The organism is Vibrio sp. AK197, from assembly GCF_053903115.1.
Genome location: NZ_CP096429.1, coordinates 233,779 through 252,175, shown reverse-complemented (window position 1 = coordinate 252,175; position 18,397 = coordinate 233,779). Strand labels below are relative to the sequence as shown.

At 44.5% G+C, this 18,397-nt stretch carries 17 protein-coding genes; 9 read left to right on the top strand and 8 right to left on the bottom strand.

Annotated elements, in window-relative coordinates; all coding sequences use genetic code 11:
• Nucleotides 1-39: 39 nt before the first annotated feature.
• Together M1D72_RS01140 and M1D72_RS01135 are read right to left on the bottom strand one after the other, a co-directional pair.
• Entirely contained in the window at nucleotides 40-1,896 is a 1,857-nt protein-coding gene (locus tag M1D72_RS01140; protein WP_456295223.1) for a M4 family metallopeptidase, read from the bottom strand.
• Nucleotides 1,897-2,276: 380 nt separating this feature from the next.
• On the bottom strand, nucleotides 2,277-2,837 hold the full coding sequence (locus M1D72_RS01135) for a hypothetical protein (RefSeq protein WP_456295222.1): 561 nt from the start codon (nucleotides 2,835-2,837) through the stop codon (nucleotides 2,277-2,279).
• A 149-nt stretch (nucleotides 2,838-2,986) separates the two neighbouring features.
• On the opposite strand from M1D72_RS01135, the gene M1D72_RS01130 reads away from it, so the two are divergent.
• Nucleotides 2,987-4,513, top strand: a complete 1,527-nt coding sequence (locus M1D72_RS01130) for a DUF3612 domain-containing protein (protein ID WP_456295221.1) — start codon at nucleotides 2,987-2,989, stop codon at nucleotides 4,511-4,513.
• A 307-nt stretch (nucleotides 4,514-4,820) separates the two neighbouring features.
• Here M1D72_RS01130 and M1D72_RS01125 read toward each other — a convergent pair whose 3' ends face one another.
• Nucleotides 4,821-6,209, bottom strand: a complete 1,389-nt coding sequence (locus tag M1D72_RS01125) for a diguanylate cyclase (protein ID WP_456295220.1) — start codon at nucleotides 6,207-6,209, stop codon at nucleotides 4,821-4,823.
• A gap of 196 nt (nucleotides 6,210-6,405) precedes the next feature.
• Between M1D72_RS01125 and M1D72_RS01120 the strand changes: the two genes are divergently transcribed.
• The gene (locus M1D72_RS01120) at nucleotides 6,406-7,011 is read left to right on the top strand and encodes an alpha-ketoglutarate-dependent dioxygenase AlkB family protein (protein WP_456295219.1); all 606 of its coding nucleotides are present in this window, start codon (nucleotides 6,406-6,408) and stop codon (nucleotides 7,009-7,011) included.
• A gap of 127 nt (nucleotides 7,012-7,138) precedes the next feature.
• The gene (locus M1D72_RS01115; RefSeq protein ID WP_456295218.1) at nucleotides 7,139-8,233 is read left to right on the top strand and encodes a DUF3541 domain-containing protein; all 1,095 of its coding nucleotides are present in this window, start codon (nucleotides 7,139-7,141) and stop codon (nucleotides 8,231-8,233) included.
• Nucleotides 8,234-8,286: 53 nt separating this feature from the next.
• Here the strand turns inward: M1D72_RS01115 and M1D72_RS01110 are convergent, their stop codons facing one another.
• A complete protein-coding gene (locus M1D72_RS01110) occupies nucleotides 8,287-9,234 on the bottom strand; it encodes a DMT family transporter (protein ID WP_456295217.1) in 948 nt (315 codons plus the stop codon).
• Between the two features lie 91 nt (nucleotides 9,235-9,325).
• Here M1D72_RS01110 and M1D72_RS01105 point away from each other — a divergent pair, with 91 nt between their 5' ends.
• Both M1D72_RS01105 and M1D72_RS01100 read left to right on the top strand, forming a co-directional pair.
• On the top strand, nucleotides 9,326-10,216 hold the full coding sequence (locus M1D72_RS01105; protein ID WP_456295216.1) for a LysR substrate-binding domain-containing protein: 891 nt from the start codon (nucleotides 9,326-9,328) through the stop codon (nucleotides 10,214-10,216).
• Between the two features lie 235 nt (nucleotides 10,217-10,451).
• Entirely contained in the window at nucleotides 10,452-11,582 is a 1,131-nt protein-coding gene (locus M1D72_RS01100; protein ID WP_456295215.1) for a GGDEF domain-containing protein, read from the top strand.
• Here the strand turns inward: M1D72_RS01100 and M1D72_RS01095 are convergent, their stop codons facing one another.
• Nucleotides 11,583-11,861, bottom strand: coding sequence for a hypothetical protein (locus M1D72_RS01095; RefSeq protein WP_456295214.1), 279 nt, complete (start codon nucleotides 11,859-11,861; stop codon nucleotides 11,583-11,585).
• Between the two features lie 202 nt (nucleotides 11,862-12,063).
• On the opposite strand from M1D72_RS01095, the gene M1D72_RS01090 reads away from it, so the two are divergent.
• Complete coding sequence (locus tag M1D72_RS01090) at nucleotides 12,064-12,909, top strand: pirin family protein (protein WP_456295213.1); 846 nt, start codon at nucleotides 12,064-12,066, stop codon at nucleotides 12,907-12,909.
• Between the two features lie 216 nt (nucleotides 12,910-13,125).
• The gene (gene tnpA, locus M1D72_RS01085) at nucleotides 13,126-13,587 is read left to right on the top strand and encodes an IS200/IS605 family transposase (RefSeq protein WP_456295212.1); all 462 of its coding nucleotides are present in this window, start codon (nucleotides 13,126-13,128) and stop codon (nucleotides 13,585-13,587) included.
• A gap of 116 nt (nucleotides 13,588-13,703) precedes the next feature.
• Here tnpA and ppnP read toward each other — a convergent pair whose 3' ends face one another.
• Nucleotides 13,704-13,985 carry a pyrimidine/purine nucleoside phosphorylase gene (ppnP, locus tag M1D72_RS01080; protein WP_456295211.1) on the bottom strand — a complete coding sequence of 94 codons (282 nt, stop codon included), beginning with the start codon at nucleotides 13,983-13,985 and terminating at the stop codon, nucleotides 13,704-13,706.
• A 266-nt stretch (nucleotides 13,986-14,251) separates the two neighbouring features.
• Here ppnP and M1D72_RS01075 point away from each other — a divergent pair, with 266 nt between their 5' ends.
• Entirely contained in the window at nucleotides 14,252-14,737 is a 486-nt protein-coding gene (locus tag M1D72_RS01075) for a DUF2850 domain-containing protein (protein ID WP_390193128.1), read from the top strand.
• Here the strand turns inward: M1D72_RS01075 and M1D72_RS01070 are convergent, their stop codons facing one another.
• Entirely contained in the window at nucleotides 14,738-16,105 is a 1,368-nt protein-coding gene (locus M1D72_RS01070) for a TrkH family potassium uptake protein (protein ID WP_456295210.1), read from the bottom strand. It abuts the gene before it with no gap.
• Nucleotides 16,102-16,764 (bottom strand): potassium channel family protein, encoded by a 663-nt coding sequence (locus M1D72_RS01065; RefSeq protein ID WP_390193122.1) that lies wholly within the window; start codon nucleotides 16,762-16,764, stop codon nucleotides 16,102-16,104. Before M1D72_RS01065 ends, M1D72_RS01070 begins: the two co-directional genes overlap by 4 nt.
• 200 nt (nucleotides 16,765-16,964) lie before the next feature.
• Between M1D72_RS01065 and M1D72_RS01060 the strand changes: the two genes are divergently transcribed.
• Entirely contained in the window at nucleotides 16,965-18,110 is a 1,146-nt protein-coding gene (locus M1D72_RS01060; protein ID WP_456295209.1) for a mechanosensitive ion channel family protein, read from the top strand.
• The last annotated feature ends 287 nt before the right edge of the window (nucleotides 18,111-18,397 follow it).

The following is an 18,397-nucleotide window of genomic DNA, read 5'->3' as shown; positions in this document are numbered from 1 at the left end:
AACACGCCTTTCAAGTTCGCTCATGAACGAGGTAATGAATCAGTCAGCACGCAGTGTAACATCCGAGTACGCGCTATAGGCCTGGATCATGATAAAGTAGATTTCACCTGCTCGTGCATTAATACGGCACTGCTCGTTGTTCCCTGTGACATAAGGTCGGCAATCGTAGCTATTCGACGTCGGTTTCTCGCCCGCTTTTACGTAAAGGTCTGCATCACCTTGCCCACCAGACATTCTCACTGTAACGGCGCTCGAACGGTTCACCGAGAATTTGAAGTAGCGTTGTGATCCTATACTGCCCTGAAGTCCCGTTACCGGCTCTGATAGTGTCGGAACGTCATCTGGCTGATCCGGCGAAGATCCGCATGTGGCATTCACACCCACTTGGGCAAATGCATTCACGACATCGTCGACATTATATCCGCTATCATCTGCAGCCTCAGCCACACCACATCCCGCGTCATCGAAATTACTGTCCGCTGACCAATAAAGTTGGTTAGCCAATGCAAAGACTTCAAAGCCCTTACGGACATCCCAGTTGGGCTTGTTGGCAAGTAGATAAAACGCTCGGTTAAAAACACCGCTCGAATGGTGAACGTCAATACCGTTGTAATACTGGCTAGCGTTGTCAATCGAACTGCCATCACGTGAAGGTTGTTCGAAATAACGTAAACCGCCAGAGCCTTTGATAATTTCAGCGCCCACTAACCAGTCCACTTGGTTGTCACTCTCTTGGTTGTGACTATTACGATAATACTCAGCCGCTTCTCCGGCAATATCGGAAAACGCTTCGTTAATCCCCCCGGCCATGCCTTCATAAATTAATCCAGAGTTTTGCTCAGTAAAGCCATGACTGACTTCATGAGCGCTGACATTCATGTCAACCAAGGGGTAAAAGGTGTTTTGTCCATCACCAAATGTCATCGATGTGCCATTCCAAAACGCATTTTCATAGTTACTGCCATAATGAACCCGCATAACCAATTTCTGAGTCAGTGGTGTGGTATTTAGCCAGTCTCGATACATATCAAACACAACTTTACCGAAGTATTGTGCATCATTGAGCGGTGAGTATGCCCCATTAACGTATTTATAATCATTGTAGTTATCGTCGTTTCCACACGTATAACGATACGCCGAGGCAAGGGTGTCACTGGTACTGCCGTTCAAGTCAACCGTTTTTACTTGATCGGTGTCCATGATGCACGTGGTGCCCGATTTCTCGACAATAAATGCCTCACGGTCTTGGCCATAAATATACTGGCCTGTTTTCTGGTTACCACCTGGGCCATGTCCTTCAACTTCAACATGCGTCAGACCTTGCCAATGCTTAACGATGGCTCCGCTATTGGCATCAATAAAGAAAAATGGCCGTGCTGGTTGCTCGGAGGGTACGAAGAAATTCACCATGTATACCAACTGAGCTTGCTGGTTATCGTCAAGGCGAACCATCAACTTCGCGCTATCGTTTTCAGTCGAGAGAGTGCCAGTCAACTGCATTTGGCGCTGATAGTCGCTCTTGGCAATTTGCAGTACCTGTTTATCGTTGAGCTGAGGTTTTACACTCGCGACATCACCACTGATCCCTTGCGCCATGATCCCATACACATCGCCCGCGCCGCTATTGGTTTGTGTCGACACCACCGCAGTATCAAAAACGGGTAATCCCTGATGGGTCTGTTGGTAGCGAATTTTTACTTTGCCGTTTGGCAAGGTCACTCGTTTTACTTCTGCTAACCCGGTATTGACGGGGGCAATACTTTGAGCCTGAGTACTGAGGATATTTTCCAGCACTTGAGTATCGGTGATTTTGATCTTCTGTGCCGCACTGACTGGAAGAGCAAACAGCGTACTCGCTGCTGCAAGATAAACAAACTGACGTTGTAAGTGATTCATTATTATTTCCTTTAGTATTAAAATTTATCCTTTGTTCCTAGATATTGCTAAGGAGTGCTAGTACCACTGAACCAGCTTGAACACGATGCGCATCAAACTGCATAAGAGCAACTTTACACATGAGATTTTTTTTAATACTTGGAAAATATTTATGACGCAGTTTTATCAATTAGATAAATGAGTGAAGGGGTTAATAAAAAATTCATTATAGAAATTAACCCGTTAGGATATATTTATATTTTTATGCGCTTCAAGGTTTACATTAATTTATCAATAGTAAACAGTGAGTTAGATCATTATTATTCAGAATAACGTACTAGAAATAAAATAGTCATCCCCACTCCTATTATCGAAATAAAAATGGGGATAGCTAAATCAATTTAATCAATAAAACTATCGACTAACACGTAATCCTCTCGACGTGCAGAGTGGAATTCTTTGGTTTCTCGGCTGACTAAAGGATGCCCTTTAAGATCCCCCTTGAGTAAACTCACCCAATGGCGCATCACAATCGCCCGGCTATCTGGTTGAGGAAAACGCATGCAGGTTTCGAGCTGCATATCATCAAACCGTGTGACCTCAATACGCCCCGTACCGCTTGGGTGGTCAAGGGTCAATTCTAGGTGGCTGCCCTTTCCATCTCTAAACAGCAGCGATTTTGGCTTTTCCACTTCTCCGTTGTAGCCGATGAAATGGCTTGGGACGCGCAGCCCTGTGTGTTGGCCATCTTTAAAGAAAGCGACAATATGGCAGTAATCAATCACATAAGCTGCAACGTCTTGGTGGCTCCCCATCGCCAGAGGAAATAAGTTATCGAGCAACTGCTTAGCCCGTTGCTGCTTTTCTTCACTAAACTGCACATTCAACTCTTCTACCGCCATCACCGCCTGCGCAATATAAGGTGTCGTCGTGGGGTGATTATTCCTTGCTAACATATTCATACTTATTCCCTCTGCACTTAAGGTGCTGATATCAATTTGCGAAGTAAACGGCACACCATCTTTAAATTTTGTGACAGCGCTTAATTGCTAGAGTAGTGAATTTTTAACTACAATTTCACAACAAAAATTTTACATTGTGAATTTTACAAATGACGGTTTCAAAGAGCTTAATTCGCCAATCTCATTTTTTGGGAACCAAAATTCGAAATCTGCGCAAGAGAAATCATCTCACGATGGAAGACCTCTCGACACGCTGTATCCGTATTGACCCAGAATACGCACCGTCTGTGTCTTATCTTTCGATGATCGAACGAGGTAAACGGGTTCCAAGCGCAGACATGTTAGATGTTATCGCCCAAGTGTTTCAAAAAGATCCCGCGTGGTTTCTTGACGATGAGCCAGAGCAATCTGCCATCACACCGGATAAAGGAAATCGTGGAGGTATCAGTGGCATGGCGTTAGAACCAAGTTTTCTGTTCTCTAACGACATCTTACAAATCGCCATTCCAGAGATGTTATCGCAAACGGGAATTACAGGTCGTCAGTTTGCGCATTTACTGATAAGAGCTCACCAAGAGAGTCACCAAAATCATTTCCCTGATCTGGAACGCTCTGCCGAGGAGGTTGGTCATAAGCAGTTGAATCTTTCGGTGGAGGATTTGATGAAAATGGCTCGCAGTCTAGGCCTGACGATTCGTTGGGTTCAGCGCACGCCTTACGATGTTGTCAATGAGTTAGGTGTATCAGGAAAGCAGCTCGTCACCTCTTTTTTTGAACCTCCCGGCTCAATTTATCTCAATGAAGTACTCAAAAGCTATCCTACCCGGCTTAAGTATGACCTCGCGGTCTACATTGGTCACTGTGTGCTTCACAATAAAGAAGGGTTAAAAAGCGTGCTGTCGGTCGGCTACTCAGCAGAAAACCACTTCGATAACCAGTCCTCTTCCTCGGAACTTAACTCGCAAGATATCCTTCAAGCGTGGCGCGATTTTGAATCAAGCTTTTTTGCTGGGGCTTTGTTGTGTCCTAGGCTTCCATTTCGACAGTTACTCGATCGCTGTGGCTACGACATTTCGGTGCACCTTAAGGCCGGGGTTTCACCGTCGGTGGCTATGCGTAGAATGACAGTAGTATCCCCCTACCCACACTGGCATTATTTTGATGCTTATGGTCAAAATAAACTCAAAGCCGTCTATCGAGGCAATGGGATACCTCTGCCTTGGGGCAACATGCGAACAGTCGCGGATCCGTGCCAGCACTGGTCCGTATTTCGCCAATTATCTTCCCCGAACCAAGGTAATTCAGCTCAAATTTCCATCTTGCATGTCGGTGATGAGCCTCGTATTTATTGCTGTGAATCGGTTAATGTCGCAGATGCTGCGGGAAATCAACGGGTGTTATGTGCCGGAATCGACCTAAACCCCGCGATTGACGCACAAGGCGGTAATGCTCAAGATATTGCCACCGCATTACAGCAACTGTGTGTTGACCAAGGAGGAATGGCGACCATCCCTCTCGCGATTCAACGGGAATTTACGACCATTGCACGTATTCTAAATATCCACTGGATAGAAAAAGGGGTTGAATCGCCGGCCCGCTTAATTTGCTCACGAGGCGCAGTGTGTCCTAGACAGCCAAGCTGCTATCAGAATTGCGAGTCGGTCACGGGTGAATGAGCAAAAAAAAAAGCCAATCGCAAAAAGGCGATTGGCTGTATACATTTGTGAACAAATTTCGGTTCACTAACAACGTCAGTTGGCTAGGTGACCCTCGGCTTAATAAGGGTCAATCCAACTAAAGCACTAAGCGTGCCAACTTTTTAATTAGCGTAAACACATCCAATTCTGTCGACAAAGTAACCAGATACATAAAAACTCAATGCATAGCATAATCTTATTTTGCAAATTGGATGCAAAATGCAAAATAAATCCTTTTGCATTTTGCATTTCTTCCATTGCGATGGCATCAATACCCTCACTTCCATTACAGATTCGATTTGGAAGATGATTGGGCATTTTTCTCATTTTTTTCGCTATACATACGGTCATCTGCAGCGTGAAGCAAGGCTTCAACATTCTCAAAATGTTCGCGGTAGAGTACACAACCAATACTCACCTTAACGTCGATGATGTGTTGCTGGTAAATGACAGGAGTATGCTCAATGGCTTCTCTGACTTTTTGACAAATCTGATCAAGCTCTTGGTAAGCCGTGATTCTCGGTAATAGCGCGAGAAACTCATCCCCTCCCATTCGGGCGACCAGATCCGAACTTCTTAATACCCCTTTGATCCGTTGGGCACAGGCAATCAATACTTTATCGCCTGCCGCATGCCCATAGAAATCATTGATATGTTTAAATTTATCGACATCCATATTCAAAATACCAAACGAATTATTTGTATCCGCACTGGCTTCTAATTCAGAGAACTGCTTTTCAAGCGAAAACATGAAATATCGTCGATTGGGTAGCGAGGTAAGATCATCATGCAGAGCCCGTTCATCAGCCACTTGATAAAGCCGGAAAACGAAATAGCAAGTAGCAAGAACCATCGCTAGAATTAGATATCCCATCACCCTTACCAAATAACGATGATTCCAGGGTAACTGACTTAATTCATCCTTTTTAACCGCAGCGGCTATCATCCAACTCCCATAAGGGAAGTGAACCGTTTCAGTCGCGAATGCTTGAGCAAAGGTTTGTGGATCACCAAAAAAGATATCTCCCTCTTGCCCTGAAGCATCCCCTCCTCTTACCGCAATATCAAAGCGGTGGCTCATTAACTCAACCCCCGCATCAAGGAATAATGTGCCAAGGGACAGCACGGCACTGCATACTCCCCAATACTGTTCATTTTTCGGTGCATCGGTAAAAATGGGAATACGCACGATAAGCGAGCGGCCGCCCTGCACTAAATCTACAGGGCCAGAAATCAAAATGCGTTCTAACTCCCGCGCTTGCTGGACCGATTGCCACTGCGCCGGGACACTTCGATAATCCAGCCCAAGAACTTTCTCATTTCCACGTTCGGGATAAACAAATTTAACGATGTCATTCGGCGCAAGACCGATAACTCGAATGTGACGGCTTTGGTGCTTAATTTGTCGTGTCAGTTGCGCCCATAGTTGTACATCATGGTCAGGCGATACGGATACCAATGTGGTCAATGCCGTGAGTATATAAATATCAGACATAACCGAAGCCTCAAGCTGAGCCCGCACGTGTGAGAGCTCTTCACGAGCTCGCTCTTGAAGTCTATCGCGTATGAAGGCTTGCTGATGGCGATTAAGTGTTTCAATCAACACCACTGAAAACGTGGTGAGCGCCAATAAAATAAGCGTTATAAAAATTTGTCTGCGTGTATAACGCTTCATTGAGGTCTCCTGAGAACGGAAAGCATCGTCATTCTCCGTAACGCTCTTTTCATATAAATTAGTGCTGCTTTAGGATTTGATAGTTATATCAATTATATTAGAACAATCTTTAGTTCTTGCATCTAGATTGCGGTTAAAGGCATGCTGTTTTCTGAAGGCAGAGTAGATTTTTACAAATCAACACAATGGGGGTGCGATGTTATTTGAGCAGCAAGGTGAATGGCTAGATATTGCCGACGGTAAACTCTATTGGCATCCTCATTTTTTGGATGCCAATGAGGCAGATGACTTATTTCAAACCTGTTATCAACAGCTAGCATGGCGACAAGAATCCATCACGTTATTTGGCAACTCTGTTCTCCAACCTAGGCTGCAAGCATGGTATGGGGATGCAGGTTATCAATATTCTGGTTTAATGATGCAGCCGCTTCCCTGGCCGGACTTTTTACTGACGTTAAAACAGCGATGTGAGGCCATTGCCGACACTTCGTTTAATTCAGTCCTTGCGAACTTATATCGCAACGGGCAAGACTCTATGGGTTATCATCAAGATAACGAGCCCGAACTCGGCCACCAGCCGATCATTGCGTCAGTAAGTGTTGGAGAACAAAGGCGCTTTACCTTAAAACATTTAACGACCAAGCAGACATATAACTTGGATCTCACCCACGGTTCACTGCTGATCATGGCAGGTAATCTCCAGCATTATTGGAAACACGCATTACCGAAAACTCAACGCTTCAATCAGCCACGTATTAATCTCACCTATCGAAATATCCTGACTTCGAAACACCTTCGCTAAAACTTTAATACAACAAGAAACTCTTACAACCGACTGACACTTGTTCACTCACAGTGCAAGTAGGATAACGGATAAGGTCCTAGTGATAGGCACTGGGACACAGCACGATGCTTTGAGTAATAATAAGATGAGAACACCCACCCGCTTACTCTGCGGTTTATGGCTCGGCCTTTTTGCCTTGCAACCTTTCGCTTCTGTCGAAGAAGCAACTTCGCCGATGACTTATTCCCAGTCTGCCGAAATAATCCGACACACCTACGAAAGCCAACTTTTTAGCCTCAAACCCTATCATGAGGGGCACTATGGGCTTCGAATGCTACGCCAAACTCAAAATCAACAACGTTATCGAACCGCGGTATGGAGTGATATTACTCGTGTCGCTGACAGGCTCAACCAATTTGCCGATGAAGTGAACACACCGGAACAAGTATTACTCTATTCTCAAACACGACTCGCACAATACCGAGACGATGAAGACGAGCGTAGTCAAAGACGCTACAACGTCACTAAAAACGTTCCTGAATACCTCTATTTGGGCATGGATTTACTCAGTGCTCTGGCCAGAGCTGATGAATACGGGCTAAAACACCGACAAGATACTTTGCTGCGTAACACTTTACGCCGTTACGATTTCAGCAAATACGTCACCAGTAAACCTATGATCGAGGCTTGGGGCCCACAACTTGCCAATCAAGTTTATTGGCTGCGTCACCTCGGAGAGCAAGACATCGTTGATGACTTCGTCAACACTTTACGAGCCACTTACCCTGATGAACAAGACTCAGCGTTAACCGCGCAGCAGTATGCGAATAAATTAGATGCGATGACACACCTCATTGTCGCAGATTCTGGGCACTTTCAGACGTCAGTAAAAGAGAGTGATCATCAGTGGATTTTTGACTATTTTCGACGTCATATCGATACTATTTTGCTAAGAGCAAAAGAAGATGTCATTGCAGAAGTGGGGATCAGCTTTCTGTTAGCTGGGCTGAATGATGATCCCGTTGTCGAAACCACTCGAAAAGCAATTCAAAAATCTATTGATGCAGACAACGGGATGATTCCGTCCTCCACCGGTGATCTCGATCTAAACAAAGGTGAGCAGCGTAACGTATTAGCCATTTTATTGCTCGATTGGCAAGGCGTACACCAAATTCCGACGTTAAAGCAATCTCCGAAGGTGTTCGACCAACTGCCTTACGGCTTACAAGCCAAGTCTTAAAGACGTATGTGTCTGAAAGCCAACAAGTAACAAGGGAGCGTAAGCTCCCTTCTTTATGATGAATGACCAAATCGATGATGGTAGTGGTCGCACGCTCGCTTGAGGATTGGCCACACAACAGGGAACATGACGTTAACGATATTCGCTGACACAATCATCGCCAAGCCGATAAGTTGCCATTGATTAAATTGGTCATCAAAGAACAGCCATTGCCATATAGCGGTAAAAACTAAATTGGTAAAAATCAGCGGGGCAAGTTGAGAGCTTGAATCCACCAATTTGTAGGCTTTAGAACGAAATATCTGAGTATTAATAATCAGCAGTGATAACGCGCCTAACATAGCGACCAATAACCATTGAGTATCACTGAACGTCCATTGGTTAAAATCATACCCAGCAGACCATATGTCCGTAGAGGCCATTGGCAATAACAGTCCTGACGCACATAAGAAAGTCCAAAAATTAATTTCAAACGCGTTCAGTTGCCCTTTACTGGCACGGTATAGACTCAACTGCGAGCCGGCATTAAACAGCCCAGCCGCTAAGCCAATCATTAACTCTGGCTTGAAAGCGATGGTAGTTACACCACCAGACAACAGTACCACACCATAAAAAGTGACAACCAAAGCCAAAATCGATAACCCACCTATTTTGCGGGCAAAGAACACCCGCTCCAATAGAGGGATGAACAGTGGCCCCGTGCTAAACAGAACCACACTTTCTACTAAGGTCAGGAGCTGCAGCGAGTAGAGAAAGCACAGCTGGGAAGCCGCAATGCACACTCCACGAATAATCAAAGATGGCCACATGCTACCTCGTGGCAAACGTAACTTTCGCGTGAATGAAATCGCGAAGATAAGCCCTGCAGGAATAAAAAATCGAAGAAAGCCTAAAACATTAGCGTCAATTTGCTGAGTCAGTGGTTTGGATAGCAGCCCGCTTAGAGACAAACTAAAGGTTGAGCACAACATGAATAAAATAGGGTACAACTGGTTTGGCATTATCTCCTCCCTTGTTGACCGCCATTTTATCGGGGTAGCAATAAAATAAAAAACGAGTAATATTTACACCACCGTTAAGAAAAACTAACAGATGAACAAACTCGCGCCTCTAAAATCTCTCTATTCATTTATTGCTGTGGCAGAAACTGGCAGCATGACTGAAGCAGCAAACCAACTGAATGTGAGTCACTCAGCGGTTAGCCAAGCGATAAAGTCACTCGAAACACAATTGGATCAGCCTTTGTTCCATCGTATAGGACGTCGCGTGGAGTTAAACGCAAGTGGAAGAAAATATTACAAAGAGGTCGCACCGAGTTTAGAGCGTATCGTCGAGGCCACTCAACGAATGTTGCAAAAAGAGCAGTCGAACCGTATTACCCTCAATATGATTAATTCCCTCGCCATGCACTGGTGGATTCCGCAAATGAACCGTTTCAGTGACTATGCGCCTAACTTAGACGTTCGGATTTCGAATTTAGTTGGCAGCTTTAAAATGGAACAGGAAGGAGTCGATGTAGCGGTTATTCATGGCTCAAAAAGCGACTGGCAAGACTATTATTGTGAACGTTTGGCAAGTGACCAACTGATCATGGTTGTCAGCCCTGAACTGGTGAAAAACGAGGATACACCAAAAAGTTTATTGGCTCGCTATCCCGCTATCATGGCAACCAATGAACGTCGTAAAGATGATTGGAAAATCTGGTGCCAAGCAAACAACATCGCTCTTCCCAGCTCAAGCAATAACTTAACCTTTACCAGCTCATTGCAAGCAATGCAGGCGGCGATTCGCCAGCTTGGTGTCTTTGTTACCCATCGTCTATTTGTCAAAGAAGATGTGAAACAAGGCTTGCTTGTCGAGGTTGGCGAATTGGTCGACAACCCCAAGCAAGGCTTTTACTTTGCCTGTCATAAAGAGAAGTTAGTGAATGAATTTATTTTGCAGCTTCGCCAATGGATACGGAGCGAATTTTCTCAATTATAGACCCATCACCTGTGTCATTTTGGCCCTGTTAAAATCGAAACATGATGTAAAATATTGCGGCTAAAATTGGCTATCTTGGTGCGTTTTTCGATAACTCTGCTCAGTGTGTGATTTATCAACAAGGTTTGTGGTAATAAATTGAAGCCTCTCACACTTTATGTCCAGATAAAGCGCATGGAGTTCGTCAATCTCTCCTATGATTAACAACAACGAACGAAACAGGACTCCTTAATTCATGACGCGGTTTGTTGGTAAACACGTAGAAGAGATAGCGAGGCTGTACGCCGATGAGAGAGTAAAATTGATTCTTCTCTGCTCGGTAATGGTGATGATGATGATCGCCTGCCTTGAATTACTCAATCAGCACCAGCAATCTCTTCCTCTCTCCATTATCAATGGTCTTTCCATCTCGATTCTAGCGATGAATAGCTGGTCTTGTTGGTGCCGCGACGGTCAATTTTCTGATATCACGCTTTCGGTCATCCTTCTATTTCAAGTTCCCCTTCTCCTGACTTTTTACTCCCCCATGCAGGGATCCATCTGGCTTTATCCACTCGTAAGCATTGTTGTTTTTGTCAATAACTTTCGATTTGGTGCCTTGTTTAGCCTGGTCTTTGCTTTGTTGGTGACCGCAAGTTTACTCATGAGCAATAATGTGGCGTTTTCATCGACCAACATGCCGACATTTATTCTCTCGTTTACCCTATTTCTCGGCCTGTTAAACACTATTCACTTCTATGCGGAAAAGTTGCTGCATTATATTGAGCATTTATCGGAACAAGGCATTTCAGAATTGGCTTTTCGTGATCATTTAACCGGGTTGGCAAACCGCTGGAGTTTTGAAAACGCGGCGCAAAGAAAGTTATCAGAGCAACTCAATAGCAATCACCTCACGGCGATCGTATTCATTGATGTCGACAACTTTAAAAATATTAACGACAACTACGGTCACTCGATTGGTGATCGAATGTTAAAAGAAATCGCCGTTCGCCTAACCAAAGTCAACTGCATCCGTCAAGCACTCAGAGATAACGACTGCGCACTAGCACGATATGCCGGGGATGAATTTATTCTCATGCTCAGCGAGATCAATAGTGTAGAAAGACTTGAGAGCATGCTCAACGAGTTAAGCCAGTTGTTCAGTCAACAAGATGAGAACAACGAAATGATTAATAGCCTCACCATGAGTGTCGGTGTCGCGATTCATCGTAAAGATGGGCTGACGTTGGAAGAATTGACAAGATGCGCCGATAAAGCAATGTACCAGGCAAAACAAAGCGGAAAAAATCAATACAGTTACTATTACTCCTCTATTACTGAACCACTGCAAGAGTTAGCGAGCAGCGGCCAACAGGAATCCGCTTAGTTAACCACTCATATACATTATCCATAAGCACACCATCATAACCACCAAAAGCCATATCGCGTAACGCACTGTATTTGGCTTATTCGGTCTTGGCCTTACAATCGGTTTGAATGCACGTTCTCGAGCATTATCAAACACGGAAGGATGCTTCTCTGCTTCCTCTTTTTTCTTTTGAACCTTATTCGCTACCTTGCCAAAACGGTGAATTTGATCCACGGTTAAGTCCTGCGACGGGTCATATTTGTTATGGTTCTGCCCATGTTTGGGTACAACAGCCATAATCTTTCTCCCATTACTTCCTTTTCTTAAGTATAGGCAATATTGATAAATTCGATATTTGCCTCTCCTTTAAGTGGAACGGGAACGACGTTCTACAAACATTGTTCGAAAAAGTCGAACATGACGCTCAGGCGTTTCCCCTCTTATCGCGCCCTCGCATTTTTTATTCTTATTGCATCAACCCATAGCGGAGAGTTTATCCATGACGAAGCTAAGAGAATTATCACAAATCATTCCAGCCCAACCGACATCAGACGGTGATGGCGTCAAGATCAGCCGTGTCGCTGGGTTTAATAACGCTCAATTGTCTCCATTTTTGATGATGGACGAATTGAAGTCTGACGAATCAAAAGATTATGTTGGTGGTTTTCCACCTCACCCTCATCGCGGTATAGAAACATTAACGTATATGATGGAGGGTCATTTCCAGCATAAGGATCATATGGGTAACGTGGGTGAGTTGCGCTCTGGTGGCGCACAATGGATGGCAGCGGGACAAGGTGTTATCCATAGTGAGATGCCAATTATGGAAGAGGGCCAGCTGCACGGTTTTCAAATTTGGATCAACCAACCCGCATCCGACAAAATGAAGCCGGCGAAATATCATGATTTTCAGCCTGAAACCATTACCGAGTACAAAACCGATAAAGTCGGCTTAGTTCGTATACTTTCTGGCGATCTCACTTTAGATGGAGAACGTCTTCAAGGGCCGCTTTTACAAACGGGTGTGCCAGCGACCGTTGCTGACTGGCGCAGTGAACTGCCAGCAGAGCTAAACCTCAGCACTCCCGAAGAGCACAACATGATGATTTATGTTTATCGCGGAGCAATGCAAGTCGGTGAGCGAGAACTGAAACAAGGCCAATTCGGTGTGCTATCACAAGGTGAAAAAGCCTTATTACAGACACAAGATGTTGGCGCACTACTGTTTATTGGCCAACCGATTCACGAACCAGTGGTTCACTATGGCCCATTTGTGATGAACAGCTTTGAAGAGATAGAGCAAGCGGTTGAAGATTACAACGCTGGTAAGTTTCATCAATATTAAAGATTTCGCAACCTCAACACCACTGCCTTTATGAGTTTGCCATTTTTGCCACGCAATACGCGTGGCATTTTATTGTATAGAGAAAACCCCCAGCTAGGCTGGGGGTTCCGTAAAGCTTATAGCTATAAGTCAGTTATATAACCCCTTTCAATTTGATAAAAACGTCTTGTGGTCTGGCAACTGCAAGAGTTAATTAAGAATTGAAAGGGGGTCCCAATGGGGGACGAAAAGAGCTTAGCGCACACGCGCTGGAACTGTAAATACTACATAGTCTTTGCACCGAAATATAGAAGGCAAGTTTTCTACGGAGAAAAACGTAGAGCGATAGGTGAAATATTGAGGAAACTATGTGAATGGAAAAATGTGAACATTCTTGAAGCGGAATGTTGCGCGGATCATATCCACATGCTTTTAGAAATACCGCCCAAAATGAGTGTTTCAGGGTTTATGGGGTACTTGAAAGGCAAAAGTAGCCTAATGCTTTATGAACGATTCGGCGATTTGAAGTTTAAATATAGAAATCGAGAGTTTTGGTGCCGAGGTTATTATGTAGATACGGTAGGTAAGAATACGAGCAAGATACAAAATTACATCAAGCACCAATTAGAGCAAGATAAAATGGGAGAGCAATTATCGCTCCCGTATTCAGGTAGCCCGTTTACGGGCCGCAGGAAATAGTCATATGCAAATGTCAGATCACTACGCGCCTGCTAGGGCGCTGCCAGTAGGAGAGCCTTATAGGCGCATATGAAAAACCACCGGCTATGCCGGTGGATACTTTTTTTTAAATTCGTTTACAAGTATTCACACAAATAGGCGGTGGTCGCTGCCACTTTCACTTCAAACGATGAATTACCAACAACATCAAAAGACTCGCCTGCACTGAAAGTTTGCCATTGGTCGCTACCTGGCAGTTGGACAGTTAAGGCGCCTTTAATTACCGTCATTTTTTCAGCAGGTCCCGTGCCAAAAGTATATTCACCTTCAAGCATCACTCCGACACTGCTGTTTTCTCCTTGGTGATCAAAACCTAGTGATTTCACTCCACCTTCAAAATACGTGTTTTCCTTAATCATCGAACATTCTTCCTTGTTATTAAACGAGCTAACCTTATATCTAAATGCGGATATTGACGCAACAACAGTTTGCATTTTGTAAGAACATACGGTGAAACTGGCTGAATAATTCCCTCGCACTTCGTTAACTAATGTTGGCGTGTTTTTGCCTCAATGGTTGATGTAGCTTCAAGAAATGTGCTAAACGTTAGTTTGAACTCCTATTAGTCCGATACTATTCAAAGCGTGAAGTTCGACGATAATGGATGTGTATCTAACGAGTAATTATGGCCAACGACAAACAAAAAAAAACCAAAAGACGCAGAAGCCCCGATCAAACCATGAAGATTATCCGTGGCGTGTTTGGGGTCGCATTTGTAACGTTAGCCATTAGCTTTAGTTTGCTCATTTACTTCAGTTACAAAGACTATGTACAACCAGATAATGTCTACGGGACTTGGATCGAGATTGGTGCGCCACCATACAACACTGAGAAGCTCAAATTTAACGAACATGGTGTCTACCGTAACGGACGTTTGATTGCGACCAAATTTAAATTTGACGGCAGCACGATTGAAGTAAAAACAGGCCGTGGCCGTAGCGTTTACGAAATAAGTGGCACTCACGACTCACCACAACTAAGACGCCTAATCCCTAACAGTCCGACACAACGCTTGATCAAATCTGGTTACGAAGACACAGTGAACATGGAAGGTGGCGGCCCAGCGAAAAATCGCCGCGCCGCGCTACAAGAACATTTCTCTGATAATTAATTAGCCCGTTAATACGGTATCTTCAGGATATTGCACTAAGGAAGGCTCTGGTCTTGCCAGCATGTAAGCCAGGGTCAAGGGCCCAATACGCCCGATGATCATCACCACCACCATAATGAATTTCCCCGGCTCGGAAAGCTCGGCGGTCAGCCCGGCGGATACCCCGACAGTGGCAAAGGCAGAAATGGTTTCAAACAGAATTTTTTCAAAGCTTGCCTGTTCAGTAAGCATCAATAAAAACATCGCACTGGTTAAAATCGCGCCACTGACCACAATAATGGCTAACGCTTTGGTTACCGTAGGCCAGCTCACGGTGCGTTTAAACATCACCACAAACCGTTTTTGACGCAGAAAAGTCCAAGTGGCAACAAATGCCACTGCAAAAGTCGACACTTTAATCCCGCCACCGGTTGACGTTGAGCCAGACCCTATGAGCATAAGCACGATCATAATCAGCAACGCAGGCTGACCAAACTGCGAGAGGTCAACGCTATTAAAGCCTGCTGTTCTCGCACTTGCAGATTGAAAAAACGCCGCCAACCACTGGCCAGACGTAGATAAACTGCCCATCGTTGCTGGGTTGTTATGCTCTAACACCCAGAACATCAAGGTACCAAATAGTAACAATGCTGGCGTTGCAACGAGCATAATCTTGGTGTGAAGTTGCCAAGCTTGAAACCCTTTCAGTCCGTTAGTAGCGAGATCACCGACAACGGTAAAGCCCAGTCCACCAAAGATAAACAGCGCCGATAACGTAAAAATGACCTGAGGGTCATCAACAAAGCTAATCATGCTGTCGGAAAACAGTGAAAATCCCGCGTTGTTAAAGGCTGATATCGCATGAAACAAGGCATAAAATAACCCAGTGCTCCACCCCATTTCTGGCACCCAACGACTACTTAAAATGACAAAGCCGATGGCTTCTGCCACCAATGCAAAAATCATTATCCGCTGTACAAGGCGCCTTAAATTGACACTCCCATCTTGCCCTAAAGCCTCACGGGCTAATGCTTGCTGCTTAAGGCTCAAGCGTACACCAAACAGATACAGTAACACCGCCGATAATGTCATTTGCCCAAGCCCGCCAACTTGCATCAGAATCATCAATAAAATCTTTCCAGCAAGCGTAAAGTGCGTACCAGTATCGGCCACGCCAAGGCCAGTAACACTAATGGCCGACGTCGCGGTAAACAGCGCATCGGTAAAGCTAAGGCCAGAGACAGAAAACATCGGCAACATCAAGAGCAGCGCAGAAGGAACCAACATGGCCAAAAAGCACAGAAGTATGATTTGTGGTTCTGAGCCTTTATTTTTCTTTTTCTCGGTTTTAGGCAGCTCAAAGATGCCAGGGTGCTGGAAATCCATCATAGCGATTTGAGTCTGGTTACAAGTGTTGATTCAGGACCAACAATAATGATCACATCGCCAATTTCCAGCGTCTGCTCTCCGGATGGGGATGCCTGAACATCCGAGCCTCTTTTAAACCCAAGCACTTGTACCCCTTGATCATGAAATAAAGGCAACTCACTCAACGCTTTTCCCATCAGCTTGGCGCCAACCACTATCTCGGTCATTGCTATGCCTGATCCCAAAGGTTGGAACTCAAGAACGCGTCTATCAAGCATTTTTCTCGCAACACGAATCCCCATATCGCGTTCTGGCATGATGATATGATCAGCGCCAATTTTTTGCAGGATCTTGGCGTGGAACTTATCATTAGCTTTAACCCACACAGACTTAACCCCTGCCTCCTTGAGCACTAAAGTCGTGAGGATACTCGCGTTAATGTCTGAACCAATCGCCACCATCACCATGTCATAGTCGCTTAGCTTTAGCTCTGCAACGGCGTCTTCATTGGTACAATTAGCAATCAGACCTTGGGTCACTATCCCCGCAGCGGCTTGAACTCGGTCTTCATTAAGGTCAATAGCCAATACTTGCGTTCCTGAATCTTGTAGTTCTTGGCAAACGGACAAGCCAAACCGGCCCAGTCCAATCACAGCAAATTGCTTATCAGCAAGTTTCATTGGTTTACCTTTTAATACGTTAAAATGCGCAAAGTTTGCGCTTTCGAAGTGGTGGGATCAAACACCAAATATCGATCCTGACAGTATTTTTACTACTCGAGCGGCAATCTCTGTCGGATAAGACTTAATTGCATGATTTTTATAACGTAGTATAGGTGTTCTCGTCCAACCTTTATTCTCAATTACAAGAACAACACATTATGCAAGAAGAGATCGCTCAACTGGCCGAAGAAGCCACACAATTTATCGATAAATGGGCAGGAAATATTCTGTTTATTACCGCAGCCAGCCTAGTCGCTTGGTTAGTTTGGTGTGTTGTTTACAATCGCCTCTATGCCTTAACGGAGAAAACCAAAATTCGCTGGGACGACCTAACGTTGGAAGCCCTACGAACCCCAATCACGCTGCTTATTTGGGGCTGGCCAGGCATTATTTCGTTAGGCTTTTTACTTGAAGGGTATTTCAATACCAAAGTCGACTGGTTAAGTACGCTAAAAATGATACTTATCCTCGGTGTCTGCTTATGGTTTATGTTGAGACTTGTCAGTAACATTGAAGAATATGTGATTGAACAGCAAAAGCGCGACGAAACCACGGTTCAGGCAATTTCAAAAATCGTTCGCCTGTTCTTTACAGTGATTGCGGCAATGACCGTTATGCAGTCATTTGGTGTCAGCCTTTCAGGGTTGCTCACATTCAGTGGTGTCGGTGGTTTGATTGTCGGTTTTGCGGCGAAAGACTTACTCTCCAATTTTTTTGGTGGAATGATTGTTCATTTGGAACGTCCATTCAAAGTTGGCGACTGGGTACGCTCTCCCGATCGCAACATTGAAGGCACTGTCGAACGTATCGGATGGCGTATGACGATTATTCGAACGTTTGACAAACGACCTCTGTATGTTCCTAACTCGGTATTTAACAATATTGTGGTAGAAAATCCGTCTCGCATGCTCAACCGCCGCATCTACGAGAACGTTGGAATTCGCTATGAAGATAGCCAAGTTCTTGCTGATATAGTTAGTGACATCAAAGAGATGCTGCAAAATCACGATGATATCGATACCAAACAAACCTTGATTGTCAACTTCAATGCCTTTGGCCCCTCATCGCTGGATATGATGGTCTATACCTTTACAAAAACAGTGAACTGGATTCGTTACCATGAAGTAAAGCAAGATGTCTTACTGCAAATTATGGGCATCATTGAGAAACACAAAGCATCCATTGCCTACCCTACGCAGACCATTCACATGGCTCCGCAACATGCAGGAATGGAATACAGTCAGTCGGAGGATAATTCATCTTCAACCTCGGAAAATAAATCTGAGGAACAAGGGCAACAATGACCTTCTGACACAGCGCCTGTCTCATCAGGCGCTGCTTTTTGTGAGTAACGAGCTCTAAAATATGCCGCCTCTCACACCCGCTTTGAAAAGCCCGTATCTCACCTAAGTAATAAAACTTAACCTAATGATTTAAAAATAAAAATATCATTAAAGGCTTGTTGGTGACCTTTGCCTAAATCAGGCCATTTTATCCATGATAAACGCATCAAAAATCGTAACGTAAGTTAACAAATAAACAGCAAATTAATTACACCCAAGAAACCTATCAGCAAGATACTGTGAGTCTG

Excerpts from the sequence above, each read along its gene's own strand:
- tnpA (WP_456295212.1), top strand. The coding sequence starts at position 13,126 with ATGGGGGACGAAAAGAGCTTAGCGCACACGCGCTGGAACTGTAAATAC.
- M1D72_RS01070 (WP_456295210.1), bottom strand. The coding sequence starts at position 16,105 with ATGATGGATTTCCAGCACCCTGGCATCTTTGAGCTGCCTAAAACCGAG.
- M1D72_RS01100 (WP_456295215.1), top strand. The coding sequence starts at position 10,452 with ATGACGCGGTTTGTTGGTAAACACGTAGAAGAGATAGCGAGGCTGTAC.
- M1D72_RS01090 (WP_456295213.1), top strand. The coding sequence starts at position 12,064 with ATGACGAAGCTAAGAGAATTATCACAAATCATTCCAGCCCAACCGACA.
- M1D72_RS01135 (WP_456295222.1), bottom strand. The coding sequence starts at position 2,837 with ATGAATATGTTAGCAAGGAATAATCACCCCACGACGACACCTTATATT.
- ppnP (WP_456295211.1), bottom strand. The coding sequence starts at position 13,985 with ATGATTAAGGAAAACACGTATTTTGAAGGTGGAGTGAAATCACTAGGT.
- M1D72_RS01065 (WP_390193122.1), bottom strand. The coding sequence starts at position 16,764 with ATGAAACTTGCTGATAAGCAATTTGCTGTGATTGGACTGGGCCGGTTT.
- M1D72_RS01060 (WP_456295209.1), top strand. The coding sequence starts at position 16,965 with ATGCAAGAAGAGATCGCTCAACTGGCCGAAGAAGCCACACAATTTATC.
- M1D72_RS01105 (WP_456295216.1), top strand. The coding sequence starts at position 9,326 with ATGAACAAACTCGCGCCTCTAAAATCTCTCTATTCATTTATTGCTGTG.
- M1D72_RS01120 (WP_456295219.1), top strand. The coding sequence starts at position 6,406 with ATGTTATTTGAGCAGCAAGGTGAATGGCTAGATATTGCCGACGGTAAA.
- M1D72_RS01125 (WP_456295220.1), bottom strand. The coding sequence starts at position 6,209 with ATGAAGCGTTATACACGCAGACAAATTTTTATAACGCTTATTTTATTG.
- M1D72_RS01130 (WP_456295221.1), top strand. The coding sequence starts at position 2,987 with ATGACGGTTTCAAAGAGCTTAATTCGCCAATCTCATTTTTTGGGAACC.
- M1D72_RS01115 (WP_456295218.1), top strand. The coding sequence starts at position 7,139 with ATGAGAACACCCACCCGCTTACTCTGCGGTTTATGGCTCGGCCTTTTT.
- M1D72_RS01095 (WP_456295214.1), bottom strand. The coding sequence starts at position 11,861 with ATGGCTGTTGTACCCAAACATGGGCAGAACCATAACAAATATGACCCG.
- M1D72_RS01075 (WP_390193128.1), top strand. The coding sequence starts at position 14,252 with ATGGCCAACGACAAACAAAAAAAAACCAAAAGACGCAGAAGCCCCGAT.
- M1D72_RS01110 (WP_456295217.1), bottom strand. The coding sequence starts at position 9,234 with ATGCCAAACCAGTTGTACCCTATTTTATTCATGTTGTGCTCAACCTTT.
- M1D72_RS01140 (WP_456295223.1), bottom strand. The coding sequence starts at position 1,896 with ATGAATCACTTACAACGTCAGTTTGTTTATCTTGCAGCAGCGAGTACG.